Source organism: Mesorhizobium sp. M3A.F.Ca.ET.175.01.1.1 (assembly GCF_004791945.1).
Lineage (GTDB): Bacteria > Pseudomonadota > Alphaproteobacteria > Rhizobiales > Rhizobiaceae > Mesorhizobium.
On the sequence record NZ_SRTP01000008.1, the window covers coordinates 1 to 19,298 of the forward strand.

At 59.0% G+C, this 19,298-nt stretch carries 17 protein-coding genes and 2 pseudogenes; 16 read left to right on the forward strand and 3 right to left on the reverse strand.

Annotated features, from left to right (window positions below; all coding sequences use genetic code 11):
* Positions 1-1,346: 1,346 nt before the first annotated feature.
* Positions 1,347-2,579: an MFS transporter gene (locus EN818_RS18730; protein ID WP_126063819.1), complete on the forward strand. Its 1,233-nt coding sequence runs from the start codon at positions 1,347-1,349 to the stop codon at positions 2,577-2,579.
* Positions 2,580-2,840: 261 nt separating this feature from the next.
* On the opposite strand, the pseudogene EN818_RS18735 reads toward EN818_RS18730, so the two are convergent.
* Positions 2,841-3,872 (reverse strand): annotated as a pseudogene (locus EN818_RS18735) (ChuX/HutX family heme-like substrate-binding protein); the annotation flags it as partial.
* 586 nt (positions 3,873-4,458) lie between these two features.
* On the opposite strand from EN818_RS18735, the gene EN818_RS18740 reads away from it, so the two are divergent.
* The 15 genes from EN818_RS18740 (at position 4,459) to EN818_RS18805 (ending at position 15,960) form a co-directional block, all read left to right on the forward strand.
* Positions 4,459-4,779, forward strand: a complete 321-nt coding sequence (locus EN818_RS18740) for an iron-sulfur cluster assembly accessory protein (RefSeq protein ID WP_029356570.1) — start codon at positions 4,459-4,461, stop codon at positions 4,777-4,779.
* Between the two features lie 17 nt (positions 4,780-4,796).
* On the forward strand, positions 4,797-4,967 hold the full coding sequence (locus tag EN818_RS32735) for a hypothetical protein (RefSeq protein ID WP_165349961.1): 171 nt from the start codon (positions 4,797-4,799) through the stop codon (positions 4,965-4,967).
* A 158-nt stretch (positions 4,968-5,125) separates the two neighbouring features.
* The gene (gene nifS / locus EN818_RS18745) at positions 5,126-6,337 is read left to right on the forward strand and encodes a cysteine desulfurase NifS (protein ID WP_126063817.1); all 1,212 of its coding nucleotides are present in this window, start codon (positions 5,126-5,128) and stop codon (positions 6,335-6,337) included.
* A 180-nt stretch (positions 6,338-6,517) separates the two neighbouring features.
* Positions 6,518-6,895 carry a nitrogenase stabilizing/protective protein NifW gene (gene nifW, locus EN818_RS18750; RefSeq protein WP_024505239.1) on the forward strand — a complete coding sequence of 126 codons (378 nt, stop codon included), beginning with the start codon at positions 6,518-6,520 and terminating at the stop codon, positions 6,893-6,895.
* A gap of 188 nt (positions 6,896-7,083) precedes the next feature.
* The gene (locus EN818_RS18755; RefSeq protein ID WP_126063816.1) at positions 7,084-7,935 is read left to right on the forward strand and encodes an electron transfer flavoprotein subunit beta/FixA family protein; all 852 of its coding nucleotides are present in this window, start codon (positions 7,084-7,086) and stop codon (positions 7,933-7,935) included.
* A gap of 16 nt (positions 7,936-7,951) precedes the next feature.
* Complete coding sequence (locus EN818_RS18760) at positions 7,952-9,061, forward strand: electron transfer flavoprotein subunit alpha/FixB family protein (protein WP_126063815.1); 1,110 nt, start codon at positions 7,952-7,954, stop codon at positions 9,059-9,061.
* Between the two features lie 10 nt (positions 9,062-9,071).
* A complete protein-coding gene (locus EN818_RS18765) occupies positions 9,072-10,376 on the forward strand; it encodes an FAD-binding protein (RefSeq protein ID WP_126080604.1) in 1,305 nt (434 codons plus the stop codon).
* A 12-nt stretch (positions 10,377-10,388) separates the two neighbouring features.
* Positions 10,389-10,688, forward strand: coding sequence for a ferredoxin family protein (locus EN818_RS18770; RefSeq protein ID WP_024505235.1), 300 nt, complete (start codon positions 10,389-10,391; stop codon positions 10,686-10,688).
* Positions 10,689-11,084: 396 nt separating this feature from the next.
* The gene (locus tag EN818_RS18775; RefSeq protein WP_287152319.1) at positions 11,085-11,666 is read left to right on the forward strand and encodes an alpha/beta fold hydrolase; all 582 of its coding nucleotides are present in this window, start codon (positions 11,085-11,087) and stop codon (positions 11,664-11,666) included.
* Positions 11,667-12,366: 700 nt separating this feature from the next.
* Complete coding sequence (locus EN818_RS33255) at positions 12,367-12,438, forward strand: helix-turn-helix domain-containing protein (RefSeq protein ID WP_245467364.1); 72 nt, start codon at positions 12,367-12,369, stop codon at positions 12,436-12,438.
* 273 nt (positions 12,439-12,711) lie between these two features.
* Complete coding sequence (gene nifB / locus EN818_RS18785; RefSeq protein WP_024505233.1) at positions 12,712-14,193, forward strand: nitrogenase cofactor biosynthesis protein NifB; 1,482 nt, start codon at positions 12,712-12,714, stop codon at positions 14,191-14,193.
* 29 nt (positions 14,194-14,222) lie between these two features.
* Positions 14,223-14,417: a 4Fe-4S binding protein gene (locus tag EN818_RS18790; protein WP_024505232.1), complete on the forward strand. Its 195-nt coding sequence runs from the start codon at positions 14,223-14,225 to the stop codon at positions 14,415-14,417.
* 85 nt (positions 14,418-14,502) lie between these two features.
* Positions 14,503-14,823, forward strand: a complete 321-nt coding sequence (locus tag EN818_RS18795; protein ID WP_024505231.1) for a nitrogen fixation protein NifZ — start codon at positions 14,503-14,505, stop codon at positions 14,821-14,823.
* The gene (gene nifT, locus EN818_RS18800; protein ID WP_024505230.1) at positions 14,820-15,032 is read left to right on the forward strand and encodes a putative nitrogen fixation protein NifT; all 213 of its coding nucleotides are present in this window, start codon (positions 14,820-14,822) and stop codon (positions 15,030-15,032) included. The genes EN818_RS18795 and nifT overlap by 4 nt, the downstream gene beginning before the upstream one ends.
* Before the next feature lie 34 nt (positions 15,033-15,066).
* A complete protein-coding gene (locus tag EN818_RS18805) occupies positions 15,067-15,960 on the forward strand; it encodes an SIR2 family protein (protein ID WP_024505229.1) in 894 nt (297 codons plus the stop codon).
* Positions 15,961-16,267: 307 nt separating this feature from the next.
* Here EN818_RS18805 and EN818_RS18810 read toward each other — a convergent pair whose 3' ends face one another.
* Positions 16,268-16,834, reverse strand: a complete 567-nt coding sequence (locus EN818_RS18810; RefSeq protein ID WP_024505228.1) for a sugar O-acetyltransferase — start codon at positions 16,832-16,834, stop codon at positions 16,268-16,270.
* 582 nt (positions 16,835-17,416) lie between these two features.
* Positions 17,417-18,460, reverse strand: a pseudogene (nifA, locus tag EN818_RS18815) (nif-specific transcriptional activator NifA); the annotation flags it as partial.
* Positions 18,461-19,298 lie beyond the last annotated feature (838 nt).

A 19,298-nucleotide genomic window follows, 5' to 3' on the forward strand; every position in this document is an offset into this window, starting at 1 on the left:
ACGCAGCGGTGTGAGACGGGCATTCTTATGGATGTTCATTCGGATCCTCCGATGGATGCTGAAGCGTGGTAACTCCAGTCTCCTCGGTCCGGTCCGAATGGACAACCTCCCGAAAGCTCACAGCTAGCCGATCATGTGCCCGGGGAGCATCCAGTTCGAAAGCTTGCTCTAAGCGGCTTGGTGACTTGGCCGAGGTCACCCAGGTGGAAATGACCAACACTTGGGGTAAGCCTAGTGGCGCTCCCCTCGATGATGTCTGGCGGGGTGGTTAGCCGCCTCCGTGGGACAAGATCAGTCTACACGAATGGGCTATAGCCTCTCCTCGCCTGCCTCACTGGCCGTCCTTCAGAGCCGGCCACACGAGCTTTTGTCTTTCAGCAGGGCGTTTTTCTCGCCAGCTACAGAGCCACACCGACGCCATTAATGAGCGTCCAGTCGACGGGTTGGATGGCCCTGTCCATCTTGCCCAGCACCTTGGCTTAGCATTTGCCGGTGCGGCGGAAGCCTTCAAGACGCAGTTCTTGACCTTCTCCAGATCAGCCTCGGATGGATATCGGCAAGGGTTCAGCTCGTCCTTTTGAACTTGCGCATCTTCGTGTTGGCCAACCCCAGGCCGCCCGACATATTTGCGGTCTATCCGGCACCTCAACTTCGAACAACCTTGCGGCAAGCTCTTGGGATAGCCCACGCTCGTGCCTCCACCACCCGCTCAGCAGAGCCAGATTTGTCGTTGATGGCACGGAACTTGCGGAGTCATTCGCAGATGCGTCACGGACCGAGAGTGTCGTCCCATGAATTCGATCACCAAAAAGGCCGCCCGACGTTGCTGGGACCGCCTGCAATTACCTTATCCCAGAATTGGGAGCAACGGCTTCAAAAGGGATAACTCATCACCTCAATTTTGTCGATCGCGCGGCCATCGAACCGCAGCCATCGATCAGACTTCCGCCTCGTTGCACTCATTGCGACCGCCTTGGTGCTTGCGACAACCGCTCAATTCTGGCTGCCAGGATAACCACATATGGCGACGGAACTTCCTGCTTCAAAGCAATATAGAGATCGTCGATCATCCCCCCATCAAGGCCTCGATCGAGGACACCGCGTTCGGCTTGCTTGGTTCGCAGTGAACAGACCGCACTTCGACGAATGCGATCGATGCGACCGCGCCGAGAACTCTCCCGCATTGTCGACGGTTGGGTCCGTCGGCCCTCCGATGAGGCCTCGGATGCGTCGGGCGCCGAGGCCTCGACTGATGCCGACTGGCCGCCGCCGGAAGGTCTCGCGGCTTTGATCCCCGGCGATGTAGCCACCCCTGCTGCAACAGCTCCTAGCCGGAGAACTCATTCATGACCGAATCGGCGACAGATTTAGTGGACGCGGCTTTGTTCGACCGAGATCGGCTTGACCCAGAAAGTCCCTATCAACGTTCTGGCCCTGCATGGGGTGCCATCATTTCGCTTTCCTTCGGCACCTTCGGGCTTGTGACGGCAGAGTTTCTGCCCGCCAGCGTTCTGACACCGCTCGCGCATGATCTCCGTATCACCACGGGCACGGCTGGACAGGCGCTAACAGCGACCGCAATCGTCGCGGCGATCTCGGCACCGATAATCGCCATCGTGACAAAGCGTCTGGACCGCAGGGTCGTCATCTGGGCGATGACGCTCCTGCTGATCCTGTCGAACGTTCTGGCAGAGGTTGCGGGGTCGCTGCCGGTTTTGCTGGCGGCACGCGTCGTCCTTGGCATATCGCTTGGTGGTTTTTGGTCTATTTCGGCAGCGTTGGCGATGCGGCTGGTTCCAAGTCACCTCATGCCGCGCGCCATGTCGATCATCCTCACCGGCGTTTCTGTCGCCTCCGTCTGCGCGGCTCCAATCGGCGCTTATGTCGGTGACATTTGGGGATGGCGAGCCTCGTTCAAGGTCGCCGCAATCGTGAGTGCCGTTGCGCTGCTCGTGCAACTCGTAACCATTCCGCCACTGCCTCCGATCGAAGTGCGCAGATTCCGCAGTCCGCTGGATGTCGCGAAGAATCCGGCGATGAAGGTTGCGGTGCTAGTCGTGCTATTGGTCGCTTCCGGCCATTTTGCCAGCTTCGCCTACATCCGCGCCTTTCTCGAGAGCGTTCCTGCGCTCGAAAAGAAGTCAATCCCGCTCGTGTTCCTTGCTTTTGGCACGGCCGGCGTCTTCGGCAATTTAGCCGGCGCATTCCTCACCAAACACAGTCTCAAGGCGGTCGCGGCCCTGCCGCCCCTGCTCATTGCCGTAGCCGCTGTCTCGCTCCTGACTATGGGAGCATCGGCCTTGACCTCGGCAATTGCAGTTGCCGTATGGGGCTTTGCTTTTGGCGCGGTCCCGGTCGGATTGCAGACATGGATGGTGCTACGCGCCGCTCCGAAACAGGCCGAGAGCGCTGGTGTACTGATGGTCATAACCTTCCAAGTGGCCATCGCAGCCGGCACAACTTTCGGTGGCCTATTGGTGGATCACACGGGTATTGCCAGTGTCTTTGTCTACAGCGCGGTTGCCACGTTCCTCGCTGTCTTGACAGTATTTTTGCTCGGCCCGAACCGCAAAACCTGACCGCCTGGTGGGGAGTGACGGTCGGCGGCGTTCACGCTATTGCCACCTCTGAGCTCGGCCCAAAGGCCGCGGCTTCGTCGTAACCATGCGGTCGATGGGGCAGCGCCAAATTGCTTCCTGCTCATCGCGTTGCGATAATACAGCGCGCTTATTGCGTCATCGTGTCCCCGGTCTCGGCTTCAATGCCCGGCTACTGGCTGCGGAGGCAGATGGGCGCCGGCGTCCCACCGACGACGATCGGTCTTTTCTCATGTAGCTGTCGGGGAAACGAGGCAGGTTTTCCGCCAGAACCCGCCAGTCGTCGCGCTCGCGTTCGCCTTCCTTGCGCGCACCGAACAACTGGATGATGATCTTGCCGTCGGACCCATATGCTTCGAGCGAGGTGACGTGACTGTCATTGGTCGGCTTGCGCACGGCCCAAACCTCACGGATTTGGTGGGTCCTGAGATGCAGCCGGAACGTTTCGTCCAGCACATGGATGCACGGCCCGATCTGCTTGACCGACTTGATTAAGCCGGAATGGGTCTGGATAGAACCTCGGTTGCCGACGAAGCACATGATCGGCAATTCGTCTTCGGCCGCACGCTGGAGCACGGCGCCAACTGCGGCATTGTCGAGCAGCCAAGCGTAATCCTGGCCGACCATGCGCAAAGCCTGGCAGCGGCTGAGCTTGAGCGTCTTTAGAAGGTTGACGTCAGTCAGCCGGCTCCAGTGCTCGCGTAGGTCGTCCACCGTGCCGGCCCAGTCCGCAGTCCTCGCGCCCAGGTCGGCTACTCTCGCCTTAAGCGACATGGTCGGCTCCTGGTTGGCGGATACGAGCTCGGCCACCAGCTTTCGATAGGCATGAAGGTTGGAGACCGGCCTGAGATGCACCTTATGCACTGCTGCGCCGGTGGCGTCGAAGAATTGCAAACTGCGCTGGATTCCGCCGCGATGGCGCCTTTCAACAGCGAAACCATACCTCCAAGCTTGCGGGAAGACGCGAAGGTCGAATTCGTCACCAAGGACCATGGCGTGATTGTTGCCGGTTATCACTCTGTTGAAGACGCCAATCTTTTCGTGCACGGCACCTTGATTGCGGGTCAGCGCCGTCACTTCGCCCACGAATTCGAGGCCCGTCAGAACGTGATTGACGCGCGGGTCGATGCGTGCCGCGCCGAAACCGCAATGGGCCGCGACCAGTTCCGCTTCCGAAATGGCCAATTGGGCTGCGAAATCACGCGCGGGAATGTTCGGACAGACTTCCCACGCACGCCGGATTTCGTTGGGCGACCGCTTCTTGCGCTGATCCATGTTTTTACCCCTGCCCCGTTCTTCTTTTGACGATCGATCGAAAAACGGGCCTCAGGGGTGTGCACGGCGGACGCGATCGATCGTCAGGCACATGCCAGTCGAATCCTGTCTCCGGGCGGTCAGCGGCCAATCGCCGGTAGAGAGCGATTGTTGGGTGGTCGGCGCCAATCGGCCGATCGAGCATTCGGGTACCACCGGCGGTGCTGCTTTCCCACTCAAGGCGGGTCTGATGGATCATATTGCTCTCCTTCGTTCTTCGATTGCGAGGGCAACCCAAAGGTGAATCGGCCGGCAATTTTGCCGCCGCAACGAAGGCTTCACAAAAATCGTGCCAGTTGCTCCGCGGCAAGCTCTGAACATCTTTGGCTCTGTTCATTGCTTTACGCGTGAGTGCATCGCGAACTCAGGCGCCCTTCCTGTGACGCGGACGCGACAAATCCGACAGTAAGTGTCGGTTGTCGGACGTCTCCCCAGCAATCGAGCATAAGAGACGTCGGGATGTCCTACGGTTTTTGACACGTCTTCCCTTTGGCACGGTCCATGCGAGATGATCCGCGAAAACGTCGGACCGAGGAGAAATCGAGCCATGATTACGCTCACCGACAACGCTGTTGCCGCCATCAAGGCCGCTCTTTACCGCGCCAGCGAGCCGGCGGAAGGATTTCGCATCATGGTCCATGCCGGCGGCTGCGCCGGCTTCCAATACTCAATGGGCCTGGAGAGCGTCTCACGTGAGGGCGATGCGATCATCGAGCGAGATGGGCTCAAGGTGTTCATGGATAGAGGCTCCCAACCCCATGCAGCCGGCATGACCGTGGACTTCGTCACTGGGCTCGAAACATCCGGCTTTGTTTTCGATAACCCCAATGCGCGTGAGACGTGCGGCTGCGGCAAGTCCTGCAAATGATTGCGAGGGAACAGGCTATGTTCGACTATAGCGACGCCAAGGAATACTGCGTCGAACCGGCACCGCCGGCGCTCTGGAACCGGCCGACACGCACTGTCGGCCCGGAACAATTGCGTTCGGTGATGCGCCAAATCGCGATCATCGATCGTTGCCGTGGGCAAGCAAACAAAATTGCCCGAAACAGCTGAATTCCCGGCAGATGCCGCCACCAAAGGGCAATGTCGACAGCGACCGGTCAGCCAAGCCATCGCTCGCCCGGCCGCCCACCTTACCAGATACGATATGCGCCAGAGGTTCAATGGCCCGCCTACCCTTGAATCATTTCAGCAGTTGAAGGATCACTCCCATGAACCCTGTCTATCTCGACAACAACGCAACGACGCGGGTTGATCCTGCAGTCGTTGGAGCGATGTTGCCTTTCTTTACGGAGCAATTTGGCAATCATTCGTCCATGCACGCCTATGGCGCATCGGTTGCTGAAGCCGTGAGAAAGGCGAGGCAACAGTTGCAAGCCCTCATCGGCGCGGGATTCGAGGACGAGATCATCTTCACCTCGGGCGGGACTGAAAGCGACAGTACAGCCATCCTTTCGGCGCTGGAGGTGATGCCCGACCGAACGGAAATAGTGACTTCCGCGGTTGAACATCCGGCCGTTCTGAAGTTGTGCGCGCACCTTGAAAAGACGCGCGGCGTCAAGGTGCACATTATCCCAGTCGATCACCACGGCCGGCTCGACCTGGACGCCTACAGAACCGCTCTCACTCCACAAGTGGCAATCGTCTCGATAATGTGGGCGAACAATGAGACCGGTACGATCTTTCCCGTGGTTAAGCTTGCCGATCTAGCCAGGGAAGTCGGCGCGCTTTTCCACACTGATGCAGTGCAGGCGGTCGGAAGGCTTCCGATTGAGCTGAAATCGACCGCGATCGACATGCTGTCGCTCTCCGCCCACAAGCTGCATGGTCCAAAGGGGATAGGCGCGCTTTATGTAAGACGTGGCGTGCGCTTCTCCTCCATGATCAAGGGTGGGCACCAAGAGCGCGACCGGCGTGCAGGCACTGAAAACACACCCGGCATAGTCGGACTGGGCATGGCGGCCGAACTCGCCTTGAAATTCATGGACGAGACAAAACGAATAAAATGGTTGCGCGACCGCCTTGAGAACGGGATCATCCAGCGCATCCCAAACACATCCATCAACGGCGATCCGCAAGAGCGATTGCCAAACACTGCAAACATTGGATTCGAAGGTATCGAAGGCGATGCAATTCCAATTGTCCTGAGCCGGCTGGGAATCGCCTGTTCCGCCGGGTCCGCCTGTGCCTCTGGCTCACTGGAACCGAGCCATGTTCTGATCGCTATGAACGCGGCATGTGGGGCAGTCCGCTTCTCCTTGTCGCGTGACAACGGCGAAGATGACGTAGACCGCGTGCTTGAGGTCCTGCCTGCGATCACCGAGAAGCTACGGGCCGTTCCCAGTGCTGGACTGTGCGGGCGAGGTGCAGAACAGCTTCATTCCGGCCCGGGTCCGAGCGGCACAATAGCCGACGAGCCGTGAGGTCTTCCTCAACGTGACGACCCTGCGCAATGGAGAGCAGTCAAACTCGGGGTCGCCTTCACCACTTCAGAAAAGCTTGAGATCGCCAAGTCTCTTGCCCAGCCGCCGTGCCAGAGGTCGGCACGCCGTCAGCAATGTCACCAATGCATCGACACCACAATTACGCGCCGGGAGAATACAATGAACTGCTCCGCTGATAGCCGCCCGATCGATCGCACCGATATCCTAGCGCGACTGAAGGGCCTGTCGGCCGCGGAGGACTTCTTCGCCTGCCTTGGCGTCTCCTACGACCCGAAAGTGATGAATGTCTCGCGGCTCCATATCATGAAGCGCGTGGGCCAATACCTTGCCGAAGAAGATTTCTCCGGTCTGCCTAACCAGGTAATCGCCGCGCGGGTGCGCGCCAAGCTGGAACGCGCCTACGAAGATTTCGCGACTTCCTCGCCGCTCACGCAACGTGTGTTCAAGGTGCTAAGGGACCACGATCCAAACATATGTCCCGCACCTGGCCGCGCCTTCGTCCCGCTCGACTCTGCACTGAAGCGGTTCGGAAAGTAATGAGCCCGACACGGCTGCGACGCGACAATGTCGAGAAGTCGACAAATCCAGTCCTCATGACGCCTCCTCGGAAGCAAACGAAGCCACCTTCTGGAATAGAGGCAGGAAGACGACTTGGCATGAACGATGCAGGCAATGAGGCGAACCGCCAAGCACGAATCCGGACTGGGAGCTTAGAGAAACCGCCAATGCATATCGTAATCTGCATCAAGCAGGTGCCGGATTCGGCACAGATCCGCGTGCACCCGGTGACGAACACGATCATGCGTCAGGGTGTTCCGACCATCATCAATCCTTACGACCTGTTCGCCCTCGAAGAAGCGCTCAAACTGCGCGACGTTCATGGTGGCGAGGTTACTGTGCTCACAATGGGTCCGCCCATGGCGGAGGACTCGCTGCGAAAGGCGCTCGGTTACGGTGCTGACCGAGCAGTTCTCTTGACGGACCGCTATTTTGCCGGATCCGATACGCTGGCGACTTCCTTTGCTCTTTCGCAAGCAATCGCAAAAATTGGGGAGACTTTCGGCAGGCCGGACATCGTCTTCACCGGCAAGCAGACGATTGACGGCGATACCGCCCAGGTCGGACCGGGCATAGCCAAGCGCCTAGATTTATCGCAACTTACCTATGTCGCGAAGATTGCCTCCATCGATCTCGATACGCGAGAGATCGAAGTCGCGCGTCGCGCCGAAGGCGGCACCCAGTTGCTGAAGAGCAGACTCCCTTGCCTCATTACCATGCTGGAAGACACCAACGAAATCCGCCGGGGCTCGCTCCAGCAGGCTCTGTGCGCGGCGCGCAGGCAAGTCGTGAAGTGGACTGCAGCCGACGCCGGCATTGACGATCTCACCCGGTGCGGTCTGCGTGGCTCGCCTACAGTCGTCAAGCGTGTTTTCGCCCCCACCGCACGGGCAGAAAGGGCGGCGCAGATCGACACCGCGGAAAGGGGCTTGCAGGACATAGCCGATGAACTCATCGCCGATATCTTAACCCGCCGGCCGGCGCTGGAACATGAGCTGGCCTTCAACAGCGGCACGTGACGGCCAGGAGCAGAAAATGTCGACCGCAAGCCAAACCACCCCTCGCATTGCCCCCGGCCGTGCCGGTGTAAAGAAAGAACTTCCCGACCATTTCAAAGACTACCGGCACGTGTGGGTCTTCCTCGAGCTCGAACGCGGCAATGTGCATCCTGTATCATTCGAACTGCTGGGCGAAGGCCGCAAATTGGCCGACAAGCTTGAAGTCCAGCTCGCGGGCGTCGTGCTGGGACCGCCGGGCGAGATGGTCGAGGACGCTGTTGCCGAGGCCTTCGCTTACGGGGCGGATCTTGTCTACATCGTCGATGCGCCGCCGCTCGCCGACTACCGGAACGAGCCGTTCGCCAAGGCGCTCACGGATCTGGTCAATACCCATAAACCCGAAATCCTCCTTCTCGGCGCGACCACACTGGGCAGGGATCTTGCAGGCTCGGTAGCGACGACCCTGCAGACGGGGCTCACGGCCGACTGCACCGAACTTGATGTAGATTCCGACGGTTCACTCGCCGCGACCCGTCCGACTTTTGGTGGCTCATTGTTGTGTACGATCTATACACTAAATTACCGGCCGCAAATGGCGACGGTGCGACCAAGGGTCATGCCTATGCCGCAACGGGTGGATAAGCCGGTCGGGCGTGTCATGCGGCACAAGCTGTCGCTCGTTGAGGACGATATCGTCACCAAAGTCCTCGGCTTCCTACCGGATAACCAGTCGGCAATGGCAAATCTTGCCTATGCGGATGTCGTGGTTGCGGGAGGCCTCGGTCTCGGAGCGGCGGAGAACCTTCAGCTTGTGAAGAATCTTGCCCGAGCGATCGGCGCCGAGCATGGCTGTTCGCGCCCCTTGGTCCAGAAGGGCTGGATGCCGGCTGATCGACAGATTGGACAAACTGGCAAGACCATTCGACCGAAGCTTTACATCGCGGCCGGAATTTCCGGCGCCATCCAGCACCGAGTTGGGGTCGAGGGGGCCGATCTCATCGTCGCGATCAACACCGATCCGAACGCGCCGATTTTCGAGTTCGCCCACCTCGGGATCGTCACGGATGCAATCCGCTTCCTGCCCGCACTGACGGAAGCCTTCACCCGGCGGCTGTCGCCGCACAGTCGAGACAAGCTTGCGAGTTGAGGGAGAGGACATGATTGAACAATTCGATGCCATAGTGGTCGGAGCCGGCATGTCTGGAAACGCAGCTGCTTACACTTTGGCAAGCCAGGGGCTGAAGGTACTGCAGTTGGAGCGCGGGGAATATCCGGGCTCTAAGAACGTCCAGGGTGCCATAATGTACGCGAACATGCTGGAGAAGATCATCCCGGACTTCCGGGATGATGCGCCCCTCGAGCGGCACCTGGTCGAACAGCGACTTTGGGTGTTGGACGACACGTCTCACACCGGAATTCATTACCGGTCGGACGACTTCAATGAGGCGAAACCCAACCGCTACACGATCATTCGCGCCCAGTTCGACAAATGGTTTTCCCGCAAGGTGCGCGAGGCTGGCGCGACGGTCCTGTGTGAGACGACCGCGACGGAACTCGTCCGTGATGGCAATGGCAAGGTGATCGGCGTCCGCACAGACCGGGCTGGCGGAGTGGTCTTCGCGAATGTGGTCGTTCTCGCAGAAGGGGTGTCGGGATTGCTTGGCACTCGCGCAGGCCTGCGCGAGATGCCGAAGCCGGAGACCGTGGCGCTTGCCGTCAAGGAAATGCATTTCTTGCCCGAAGAGGTCATTGGCCAGCGGTTCGGGGTCAAGGGCGATGAAGGCTGCGTAATCGAGGCCGTGGGCACGATCTCTCGCAGCATGGCCGGGCTCGGCTTCCTTTACACCAACAAGGAGTCGATATCACTCGGCATCGGCTGCCTGGTCTCGGATTTCGCCGCGACGATGGAGAGCCCGTCCGCCCTCCTGGATGCGATGAAAAACCATCCTTCGATCCGGCCGCTGATCGCTGGCTCGGAGGTGAAAGAATATGCCGCCCATCTTATCCCCGAAGGTGGTTACAAGGCCATTCCGCAGCTCTTCGGCGACGGTTGGGTCATCGTCGGCGACGCAGCGCAACTGAACAATGCCATTCACCGTGAGGGTTCGAACCTTGCCATGACCTCGGGTCGTGTCGCGGCTGAGGCGATCATCAAAGTCAAAAGCCGCAACGGTCCTATGACCAAAGCGAACCTTGCGCTCTACAAGACGATGCTGGATGACTCCTTTGTGATCAAGGATCTTAAGAAATACAAGGACATGCCAGCCTTGCTCCACACCAATTCCAGCAACTTTTTTGACAGCTATCCGCGGCTGATGTCGCATGCCGCTCAGAACTTCATGCGTGTCGACGGCACGCCGAAGATCGAGAAGGAAAAGAACACCACGGCCGCCTTCATCAACGCGCGCTCGCGCTGGGGGTTGGTCAGCGACGCGGTCCGCCTGGCATTGGCATGGCGCTGAAGAGGGTACAAGATGACGATCGCAGTGACGAAGGTTCGTGTCGAGGACAAACTTTACCAGAACCGCTATCTGGTCGATTCCGGCCGCCCCCATATTATAGTGCGACCGCACGACAAGCCAAGCGCGAACTTGCTTGCGTTGACCTACGTCTGTCCGGCGAAATGCTATGAGTTGAATGACAAGGGTCAAGTCGAGATCACCGCCGACGGCTGCATGGAATGCGGCACCTGCCGGATATTGTGCGAGAAAGGCGGCGACATCGAGTGGAACTATCCGCGCGGCGGCTTTGGTGTCCTGTTCAAGTTCGGATGATCAGCCGGGACCGTGCCAAGAGCATGCCGGCAGCGAGCAACTGCGGCACACCATGAGCCTCTCCATCCACTTGCAAAGAGCTAGTGAATATTGGCCTTTCGCAATTCAAATTTCCTTGACTCGTTAGCGGTGTCCTCAGGCCACGGCGCTGCCCTGTGCGCCGGACTTACCACCGGTCACGTGGTCGAGCCCCTTTGGGACAACGCCCGGCCATCGTGCCGGATGGCAGCCACAACGGCCGGTGAGCAAGTGGAACGGCACAACCCATGGCAAAGACGTATGTGCTAGTGCATGGTGCCTGGCATGGCGGATGGTGTTGGCGGGACGTGGCTGCCAATCTTCGCAAGATGGGATGCCACGTGACCACGCCGACCAGGTGTCGGCGAACGCGCACGTTTGCTGTGCAAGGACATCACGCCCGACACATTCGTGACCGACATCGTCAACCACATTGTGACGGAAGAGCTGAGCGATGTGATCCTTGTCGGTCACAGTCTAGGCGGCATCAGCATCACCGGCGCCGCCGACCGGATACCCGACCATATCAGCCATCTCGTTTATCTCGACAGCGCCATCGTCGAGAGCGGTCAAAGTGTATTCAGCACCATGCCCCCCGACATCGTCGCGGCCCGTCGAAAATTGGTTGCGGAGGAAGGACGGGGTATCTTCATGCCGACTCCGCCGCCAACAGCATTCGGCATTCCCGAGGGACACTCGCTCACGGACTGGGTGCGGCGCCGGATAACACCGCATCCGGCAGGCACCTACGAAAGCGGACTTAAGCTCGAGCACCCGCTCGGCAACGGCAGACCCCGAACCTATGTCGTCTGCACTAATCCACTCCACCCGCCGATGGCGGGAGCGCGAGAATGGGTCGCGAAGCAGGATGGCTGGGCGTGGCAGGAACTCGCCACTGGCCACGACGCAATGATCCTCGCGCCGACGGAAGTTGCTCTCCTTCTTAGCGCAGTCGGCTGAGGAACCAAGTAGGGTGAGCGGCGGCCGATTCTCAGGCCGTGGCCTTGAGCTCTGGTGCACGGATAGGCCCAACGGGTCGTTCCGGTGGCGCCACCGAAACCACTAGGCGGGAGTGGCCTGTCCTGCCGACGTCGCAAGCTTGCGAGCGTTCCGCCGCGGCCGCAGCCCGTAGCGCCGGGCAACCTCCGAGATCACCGCGTCGGCTCCAGGGTCTCGGAATGACTCCGTGCCTTGTCGTCCATCGACCAATGCCGCCGACCAACAGCGCCGTTGATCACCCTCGAAAACGCCGAGGCTGCCGCTCAGGGTCAATCGTAAGTTCAAGTTCAGACACAAGCCGATCTCCGATCCACCTCAGAATCGGCAGGCCCACAGATCGCGGGTCCTCCTGGAAGGACACAGCGCTTACCCTTGAAATATGGAGAACCATGGCTTTGCGCCGTCGGCAGTTGAGCTGATCTCGCAATGCTATTTCCCCGGCAACGTCCGAGCCGGAGAACTGCGTGCTTGGCGTTCTCCTCTGGAAGGAACCAATCTTTCGGAACGTGGCAATGTCATCGACGAGCTCTCACGGGCCAGCACGATGCCGGTTCGGCGCATCGGCGCCCCCTGAACACGAGATAGCCACTTGCGATTCTAACGATACGGCCGGACGGGGGCTGAGACCGCGGCGGACGGAGCGTGACGGCTGATCGACACAATGGAGAAGGCCGGCTGGGTTCAGGCTAATGCGGCTCGAATTCTCGGCCTCAAGCTGCGACAAGTCGGCTAGGCGATACGCCGGCATAGTATCGAGGTGAAGGAAATTCTAAGAGCCTGATGAGCCAATCGTCAGGCCAGTGGTCTTGCGCGCCCTGTGCGCGACAAGGAGTGCTTCGTGCTTCTGAACGGATTTGGACTTGCACTGTCGCAAGCAGGACAAAATTGTGTCGCGCCGGCCTGACACAATGCGATATCGACCCGAATAGTGAACTGAAGCCGCTTTTTTCAGTTGGTATGGCTCTTGCACCTTGAACCGCGACGTTACCAGCAACGGAGCCGTTTGATGTCCTCACCGACAGTTTCGATTGAGGGGCCGACTAGCACGACATCCGAGGGTTTTCTGGCAGCCGCGAAATCCGGTGGCTGCGCATCGTCCTCCTACGGCTCGTCGCCGACCAGCCCGGGCGAAGGGGATCCGGCTATTTGGGAAAGGATCAAGGATCACCCCTGCTTTTCGGAGGAAGCGCATCATTATTTCGCGCGTATGCATGTGGCGGTCGCGCCGGCTTGCAATGTCCAGTGCAACTATTGCAATCGCAAATACGATTGCGCCAACGAGAGCCGGCCTGGTGTTGTGTCTGAGAAGTTGACGCCCGACCAAGCGCTACGCAAGGTCATCGCCGTTGCCAACAAAGTTCCGCAGCTTTCGGTTCTTGGCATCGCTGGGCCGGGGGATGCCTGTTACGATTGGGAGAAAACGAAGGCAACGCTCGACCGCGTCATCAGGGAAATCCCCGACATAAAGCTGTGCGTCTCCACTAATGGGCTCGTGCTGCCGGACCATGTCGCCGAGCTTGCCGAAATGAATGTTGATCACGTGACGGTCACCATCAACATGGTCGACCCGGAAGTCGGCGCGAAGATCTATCCATGGATCTTTTATGAAAATCGCCGCTACTTCGGCATCGAAGCCGCTCGAATCTTGCACGCGCGGCAGATGCTGGGCCTGGAGATGCTGAGCGCGCGCGGCATCCTCACCAAAATCAACTCGGTGATGATTCCTGGAGTGAACGACCAGCACCTGTTTGAGGTGAACAAAATGGTCAGGGAGCGGGGCGCGTTTCTGCACAACGTGATGCCTCTGATTTCGGACCCGGCGCACGGTACCCACTACGGACTCATCGGGCAGCGCGGCCCAACGGCAATGGAGATGATGGCTCTTCAGGATCGACTTGAAGGTGGCGCCAAGTTGATGCGCCACTGCCGGCAGTGCCGGGCAGATGCTGTCGGCCTGCTCGGTGAAGATCGTGGCCAGGAATTCACGCTGGACGGGATTCCCGACGATGTCGCCTACGATGCTGGCAAGCGTCAGGCCTATCGGCAGGTGGTCGCACACGAGCGCCGTGATCATGAGGCGGCGAGGAGCGAGGCCATCGGTATGGTCAAGGCAACAGACTCCGAAAAGTCGCTTCTGGTTGCGGTGGCCACTAAGGGAGGTGGACGGGTCAACGAACACTTCGGCCACGCGAAGGAATTCCAGGTTTATGAAGTCTCGCCTAGAGGGATCAGCTTGGTCGGGCATCGGAAGGTCGAGCGGTATTGCCTCGGAGGCGGGGGCGAAGACGCCATCCTCGAGGGCGTCATCGCAGCGCTCGAAGGCATACACATAGTGCTATGCGCCAAGATCGGAAATCGCCCGAAGGAACAACTCTCGCGAGCTGGACTGCGCGTAACCGACGCCTATGGCCATGACTACATCGAGACCGCAGTCAGCGCACTTTACGCGGCAGAGTTTGGGATCAGACCACTAGCGGCGACGGCCTGAGCCGTCTCGTCCGATAACCAGGAGTTAGAATGGCTTTAAAGATCATCGCATCCCAATGTACCCAATGCGGGGCCTGCGAGTTCGAATGTCCTTCGGAAGCGATCAAGTTCAAGGGCGACGCCTATGTGATCGATCCAAACAAGTGCACCGAATGCAAGGAGGCCTTCGATACGCAGCAATGCGTGTCGGTCTGTCCGGTACCGAAAACCTGCGTTCCCGCTTGATTCCTACCGAAACGGTCGGGTTCGCCGCACGACGACGCCTGCAACCCGCGACCACAACAAAAGCCTCGAGAAAGGAATGGACAGCATGTGGTCCAGACGCGAACAGGAGGTCGAAATCGGCAGACCGCCACGGTTCATGCAGGGTGAGCGGGTCCGTGCGATACGCCACATAAAAAACGACGGCACCTATCCCGGCAAGGAGATCGGCGAAAACCTCGTGCGGAAGGGCGACGAAGGCTACGTGCGCGACATTGGAACCTTTCTCCAGCAATTCTTCATCTATGCGGTCGAATGGATCGATCGTGGCACGGTCGTCGGCATGCGAGCGCGCGAACTCATTAGCCTCGACAAAGTCGAGGTTCCCTGCGGAGCTGAAGGCATTTCCAACGGGGGAACAGCCGGATGAAAGTAATGATTCGCAGGACCGCTACTGGCTTGTCGGCTTATGTCCCCAAGAAGGATCTCGAAGAGCCGATCACCGAGATTGAGAACGCTGACTTATGGGGCGGGACCGTGACGCTCAGGAACGGTTGGCGGCTCATGCTGCCCGACCTTCCGCGCGACACGCGTTTGCCGATCACCGTCGAGGCGATGAAGATTTCCGACGGGGCCTGATGCCGGTGGGTTCAGTGGCGGAGAGGAAACGCGTATGAACACGATGCTGAGCTGGGACCATCTCGTCGTCGTCCGGGGCAGTTTTGCCAAAAAACTGATTGACCTGCTGAACGGCGCTCTCAAGGCCGATCGAGTGATCCCCTATCTCGGTCCTGGTCTTCTGCAGCTTAACCCACCGGAATCACCTGTACCTTGCACCCCTGAAGATGTCGCCGCGGCCCTCAACAAGCGGGCGCCTGCCCCTTCCAGGATTCGCACCAATATGTGGTCGGTCGCGCAGTTTATCGAGCAGCGCCGACATCGTCGGACTCTCCAAGCGTGGATGGCGGAGATATTCGCAGCCCCCGCCGAGCCGACCGTTCTTCACGCCTGGCTCGCAACCCTTCAACTGTCTGTCATCATCGACAGCTGGTACGATGGCGCCATGCGAGCAGCCCTTGCAGAGGCCGGCCAAACAGACGTTGTCGAGATACAAGGAACGACGCGCGCGACCGGAATCGGTAACATCTGGACGAGAACTTACGATTTGTCAGGAACAGAACTCGAGGCCGAACAAGTGGCTAGGACGGTGCTCTATGCGCCGCACGGCAGCGTCAGGCCGGCGGCAAACTTCCTCGTGGCTGATTCCGATTACGTCGAAGTCCTAACCGAAATTGATATCCAGACGCCGATCCCGGACGCGGTGAAGCAACGGCGCGTCAACCGGGGTTTTTTCTTCGTGGGCTGCCGCTTCAACGATCAGATGCTGCGCACATATGCCAGACAGCTGATGAAGCGCTCCACTGGCCCACATTTTGCGGTGATCGATTCGGCTACGCTGACCAGAAACGAACGTCGTTTCCTTGCCGAAGGCGCAATCACGGTCATCGACATGCCGATCCGCAACGCCGCGGCTCGCCTCGTCGGGGTCGATGCTAGCCAGGATTAATGGCCGGCGATTGCTGGTGAGTCGCTGCTTGCCTCCAAGGGCGAAAACTCAGTTGGGAATACATTCGTGAGTAGTAATGCTAGTGGCAGCACAACGTAGGCTCTGAATTCGTTGGGCGATGTGAAAGGGTCCGCTGCTGCGGGACGTGAGCACGTTGCGGCGGCATTACGCACATGATCTTGTGACCCCCGTGGCAAAAGAACTGAAGCGCCCGAGTCGCGACAACATATGCAGCGCTCAATGGCTTCGACAAAAATTCGGCACAGTTTCGACAGTTCGCATGCACCTCCAGGGTCAACGAGGTTGATTATGCCTGTTTATGTGGGTCGGCCACGCGAGCAGGAATTCCCACTACCTTTGCCCCGGCGGGAACATCTCGTGTGACCACGCAGCCAGCGCCTACCACTGCATTATCACCAATCGTGACGCCAGGCAGAATGATTGCTCCACCGCCGATCCAGACACGGCTGCCAATGTGAACAGGACGCCCGACCTGCAGGCCGGCCTGCCGCTGCTCGGCATCATGTGGATGATCGGCGGTATAAATCTGCACAGCAGGCCCAATTGCCGTTCCTTGCCCGATTTTGACCTCTACCACGTCAAGAATAACGCAGTTGAAGTTGATGTAGGCATTGGCTCCAATGCGGATATTGAATCCGTAGTCGCAAAAAAAGGGCGGACGGATGACCGTTCCGCGCCCAACCTCTCCCAGCCGCTCGGACAAAAGCTCATGCCAATGCCCCGTGGTCTGCCCCAGCGTATCATTGTACCGCTTGAGCCAAGCCCCGGTGGCCAACAGGTCAGCTTGGATCTCCGGATCCGCCGCATTGTAAAACTCGCCTGCGAGCATCTTTTCTTTTTGGCTACGCATCATAGTCTCCCGTCAGGTCGTGTCCCGTACAGTGATGCAGGAACGCACATCAAACTGCCTCGGCAACTTTGTAACTCGGTCTTGCCGGGCGCGCGGTCGGTCACGAGCCGGGGCGACAGTTTCGTCTCGACCAACTTCCGCGAATTTGGATATCGCAGATCAACCGGTCGCAGGGGCCAATACCTGACGAGGTCGGCAACTGTCCAGCGGTCGAACTCACTTTCATGCCCATCTCAGATTGCGTGATATCGAGCGGTAAGCCATCAGCTAATGTATCGACCAGGTCCCGCCAGCGGAGATCTGCGCGTCGCCTCTACGCATGCTGGCGTGTCACCAATAATACATCGATTATTTCTGGATCCAGGCACGTCGAATTGATTTGCCTTGCGGTGTAGAGCGAAGTTACTAGCCATAGGATTACTCCTTTTTAGTTTGTCAGTCGCAGAGCCCCAGTATGACTACGTGGTAGAAAGCACACGGCCGGAATCTTGGCAGCGCTGTTCACACCCACTTCGTAAGCCTGGCCGATGGGCTCGCCAGAGCACCAATGCTTGACCTGCTCCAGCTCTTGCTCGGCGGGTTGTTTCAGAGACGCTTGATCTCGATACCGCGTTTTCTCAGCACGTAGCCGATCTGGCGCGGGGTCAAACCGAGCAGGCGCGCCGCCTTTGCCTGCACCCAGCCACACTTTTCCATGGCAGCAATGACCGTATCGGCATCGGGCACCCTACCACGACTCGTGGCAGGGCCTATCGGCGCTTGCCCGTCGCCGACGGGCGGGGCGGCACAGGCGGCGGAAGGCTGGATCGTAGTCGACTTCTCTGACGTCGGCGGTCCGTTCTTCCACAGCGCCGCGGCCAAGCACTGATCCGCGTAACAGGCAAAGTCAGTTCTGAGGATTGATGGACCCGTCGCCAGAACTGCCGTCCGTTGAACGCAGTTTTCGAGCTCTCGGATGTTGCCTGGAAATTCGCAGTTCATTAGCACCTCAATCGCTTCGGGAGCGAAGGTCAGCGTGTGATCATTCTCAGTATTGAAATTCTTGAGAAACTGAGCGGCCAAGAGCGGAATATCACCTCGCCTTTCGCGCAATGCCGGCACGCGTAAAGTGACGACGTTGATGCGATAATAGAGGTCTTGCCGGAACTCCTTGCGTTGAACTGCCGTTTCCAAGTCCCTGTTCGTTGCGGCAATCACGCGAACATCAACTTTAATGGTGTGGTTGCTGCCGACGCGCTCAAACTCCTGCTCCTGCAGGACACGCAGCAGCTTAGCCTGGAACGAACCTGATATTTCGCCAATCTCGTCCAGAAACAATGTGCCTTTGTCGGCAGCCTCAAAGCGCCCCTTGCGCAAACTGCTCGCGTCGGTGAAGGCACCCTTCTCATGACCGAACAAGTCAGATTCCAGAAGCGTCTCGGTGAGCGCCGCGCAATTGACCTTGATGAAGGGCTGCTTGGCGCGAGGCGAGAGCTCGTGAATGGCTTTGGCAACCAGCTCCTTACCGGTTCCGGATTCACCTCGCAACAGGACCGTAGTCTTCGCCTTGGCCACCTTGACAAGGTGCTCACGCAGCTTGCGCAGCGCCTGACTATCGCCAAGCATCTCCTTGCTGATCTTTTTACGTTCCATTTGGCAGCCCATCCCACTCCGCCACCCGCCGGTAGAACTGCACTGGACGGTGAGCTGTGTTGTATTTCGTCATCATCATTCTCGATCTCACCTTTGTTGCTTCGAAATTTTCGGCGCGCGGACGCCCTCGGCAAATGGCAATGGCGCCTGAGCATCGTTGCCTTTCACCAGGACGAGCGTCTTCCTCCGCGCGGGCGCTCGCAATATGCGGTTTGCGCAGGCCTTTACTCGACCGGTCGCTGTTCTGTCCGGCTTCTGCCGCACCGCAGCCTGCAAACTCATCCTTGACAAGAAAGGAGGGGAGTCAACCGAGCTCTCCTTGCATTTATGCAAGGAAAATTGTCAGTTTGATAGAATTCTATCAAAACGGCAGAAACGCCCCGCCCCAGTTTGGCTGTACCTGCGGCGTTCAGCGTACGTGACGACATGTGCGGACTTGTCCCAATTGCCATCCGAGTTGTGCGGAACAGTAGCTGCTGCGCTGTTCGCTTCAACCGCGTGAGGCCGGAGACAGTAGAGACGGCGGCTCGTCGAGCGAGGTTTCATTGTTCGGCTACTAAACCGGCTGTCCTTTGGTGGGAGTTGGTTTCGCCCAAGTTCTGGGCCTGGGGGCGTCTAGCCCGTTTCGCCGCACAGGCTCCTTCCACATCGTCGAGGCCGAGAAGGAGGGACCCCACAGCTCTCCCTGTATCACAATGCCCCGCCCCTCAAGCAGCTAGATACGACAGGTGACCTCAAATGAGGCGTCTTGCATGGCTTCTACACCTGCCTGAATGCCAGAACTGCGTTCGTACCGCCCATGGCGAAGGCGTTGCTCATGGCGACGCGCACCTTG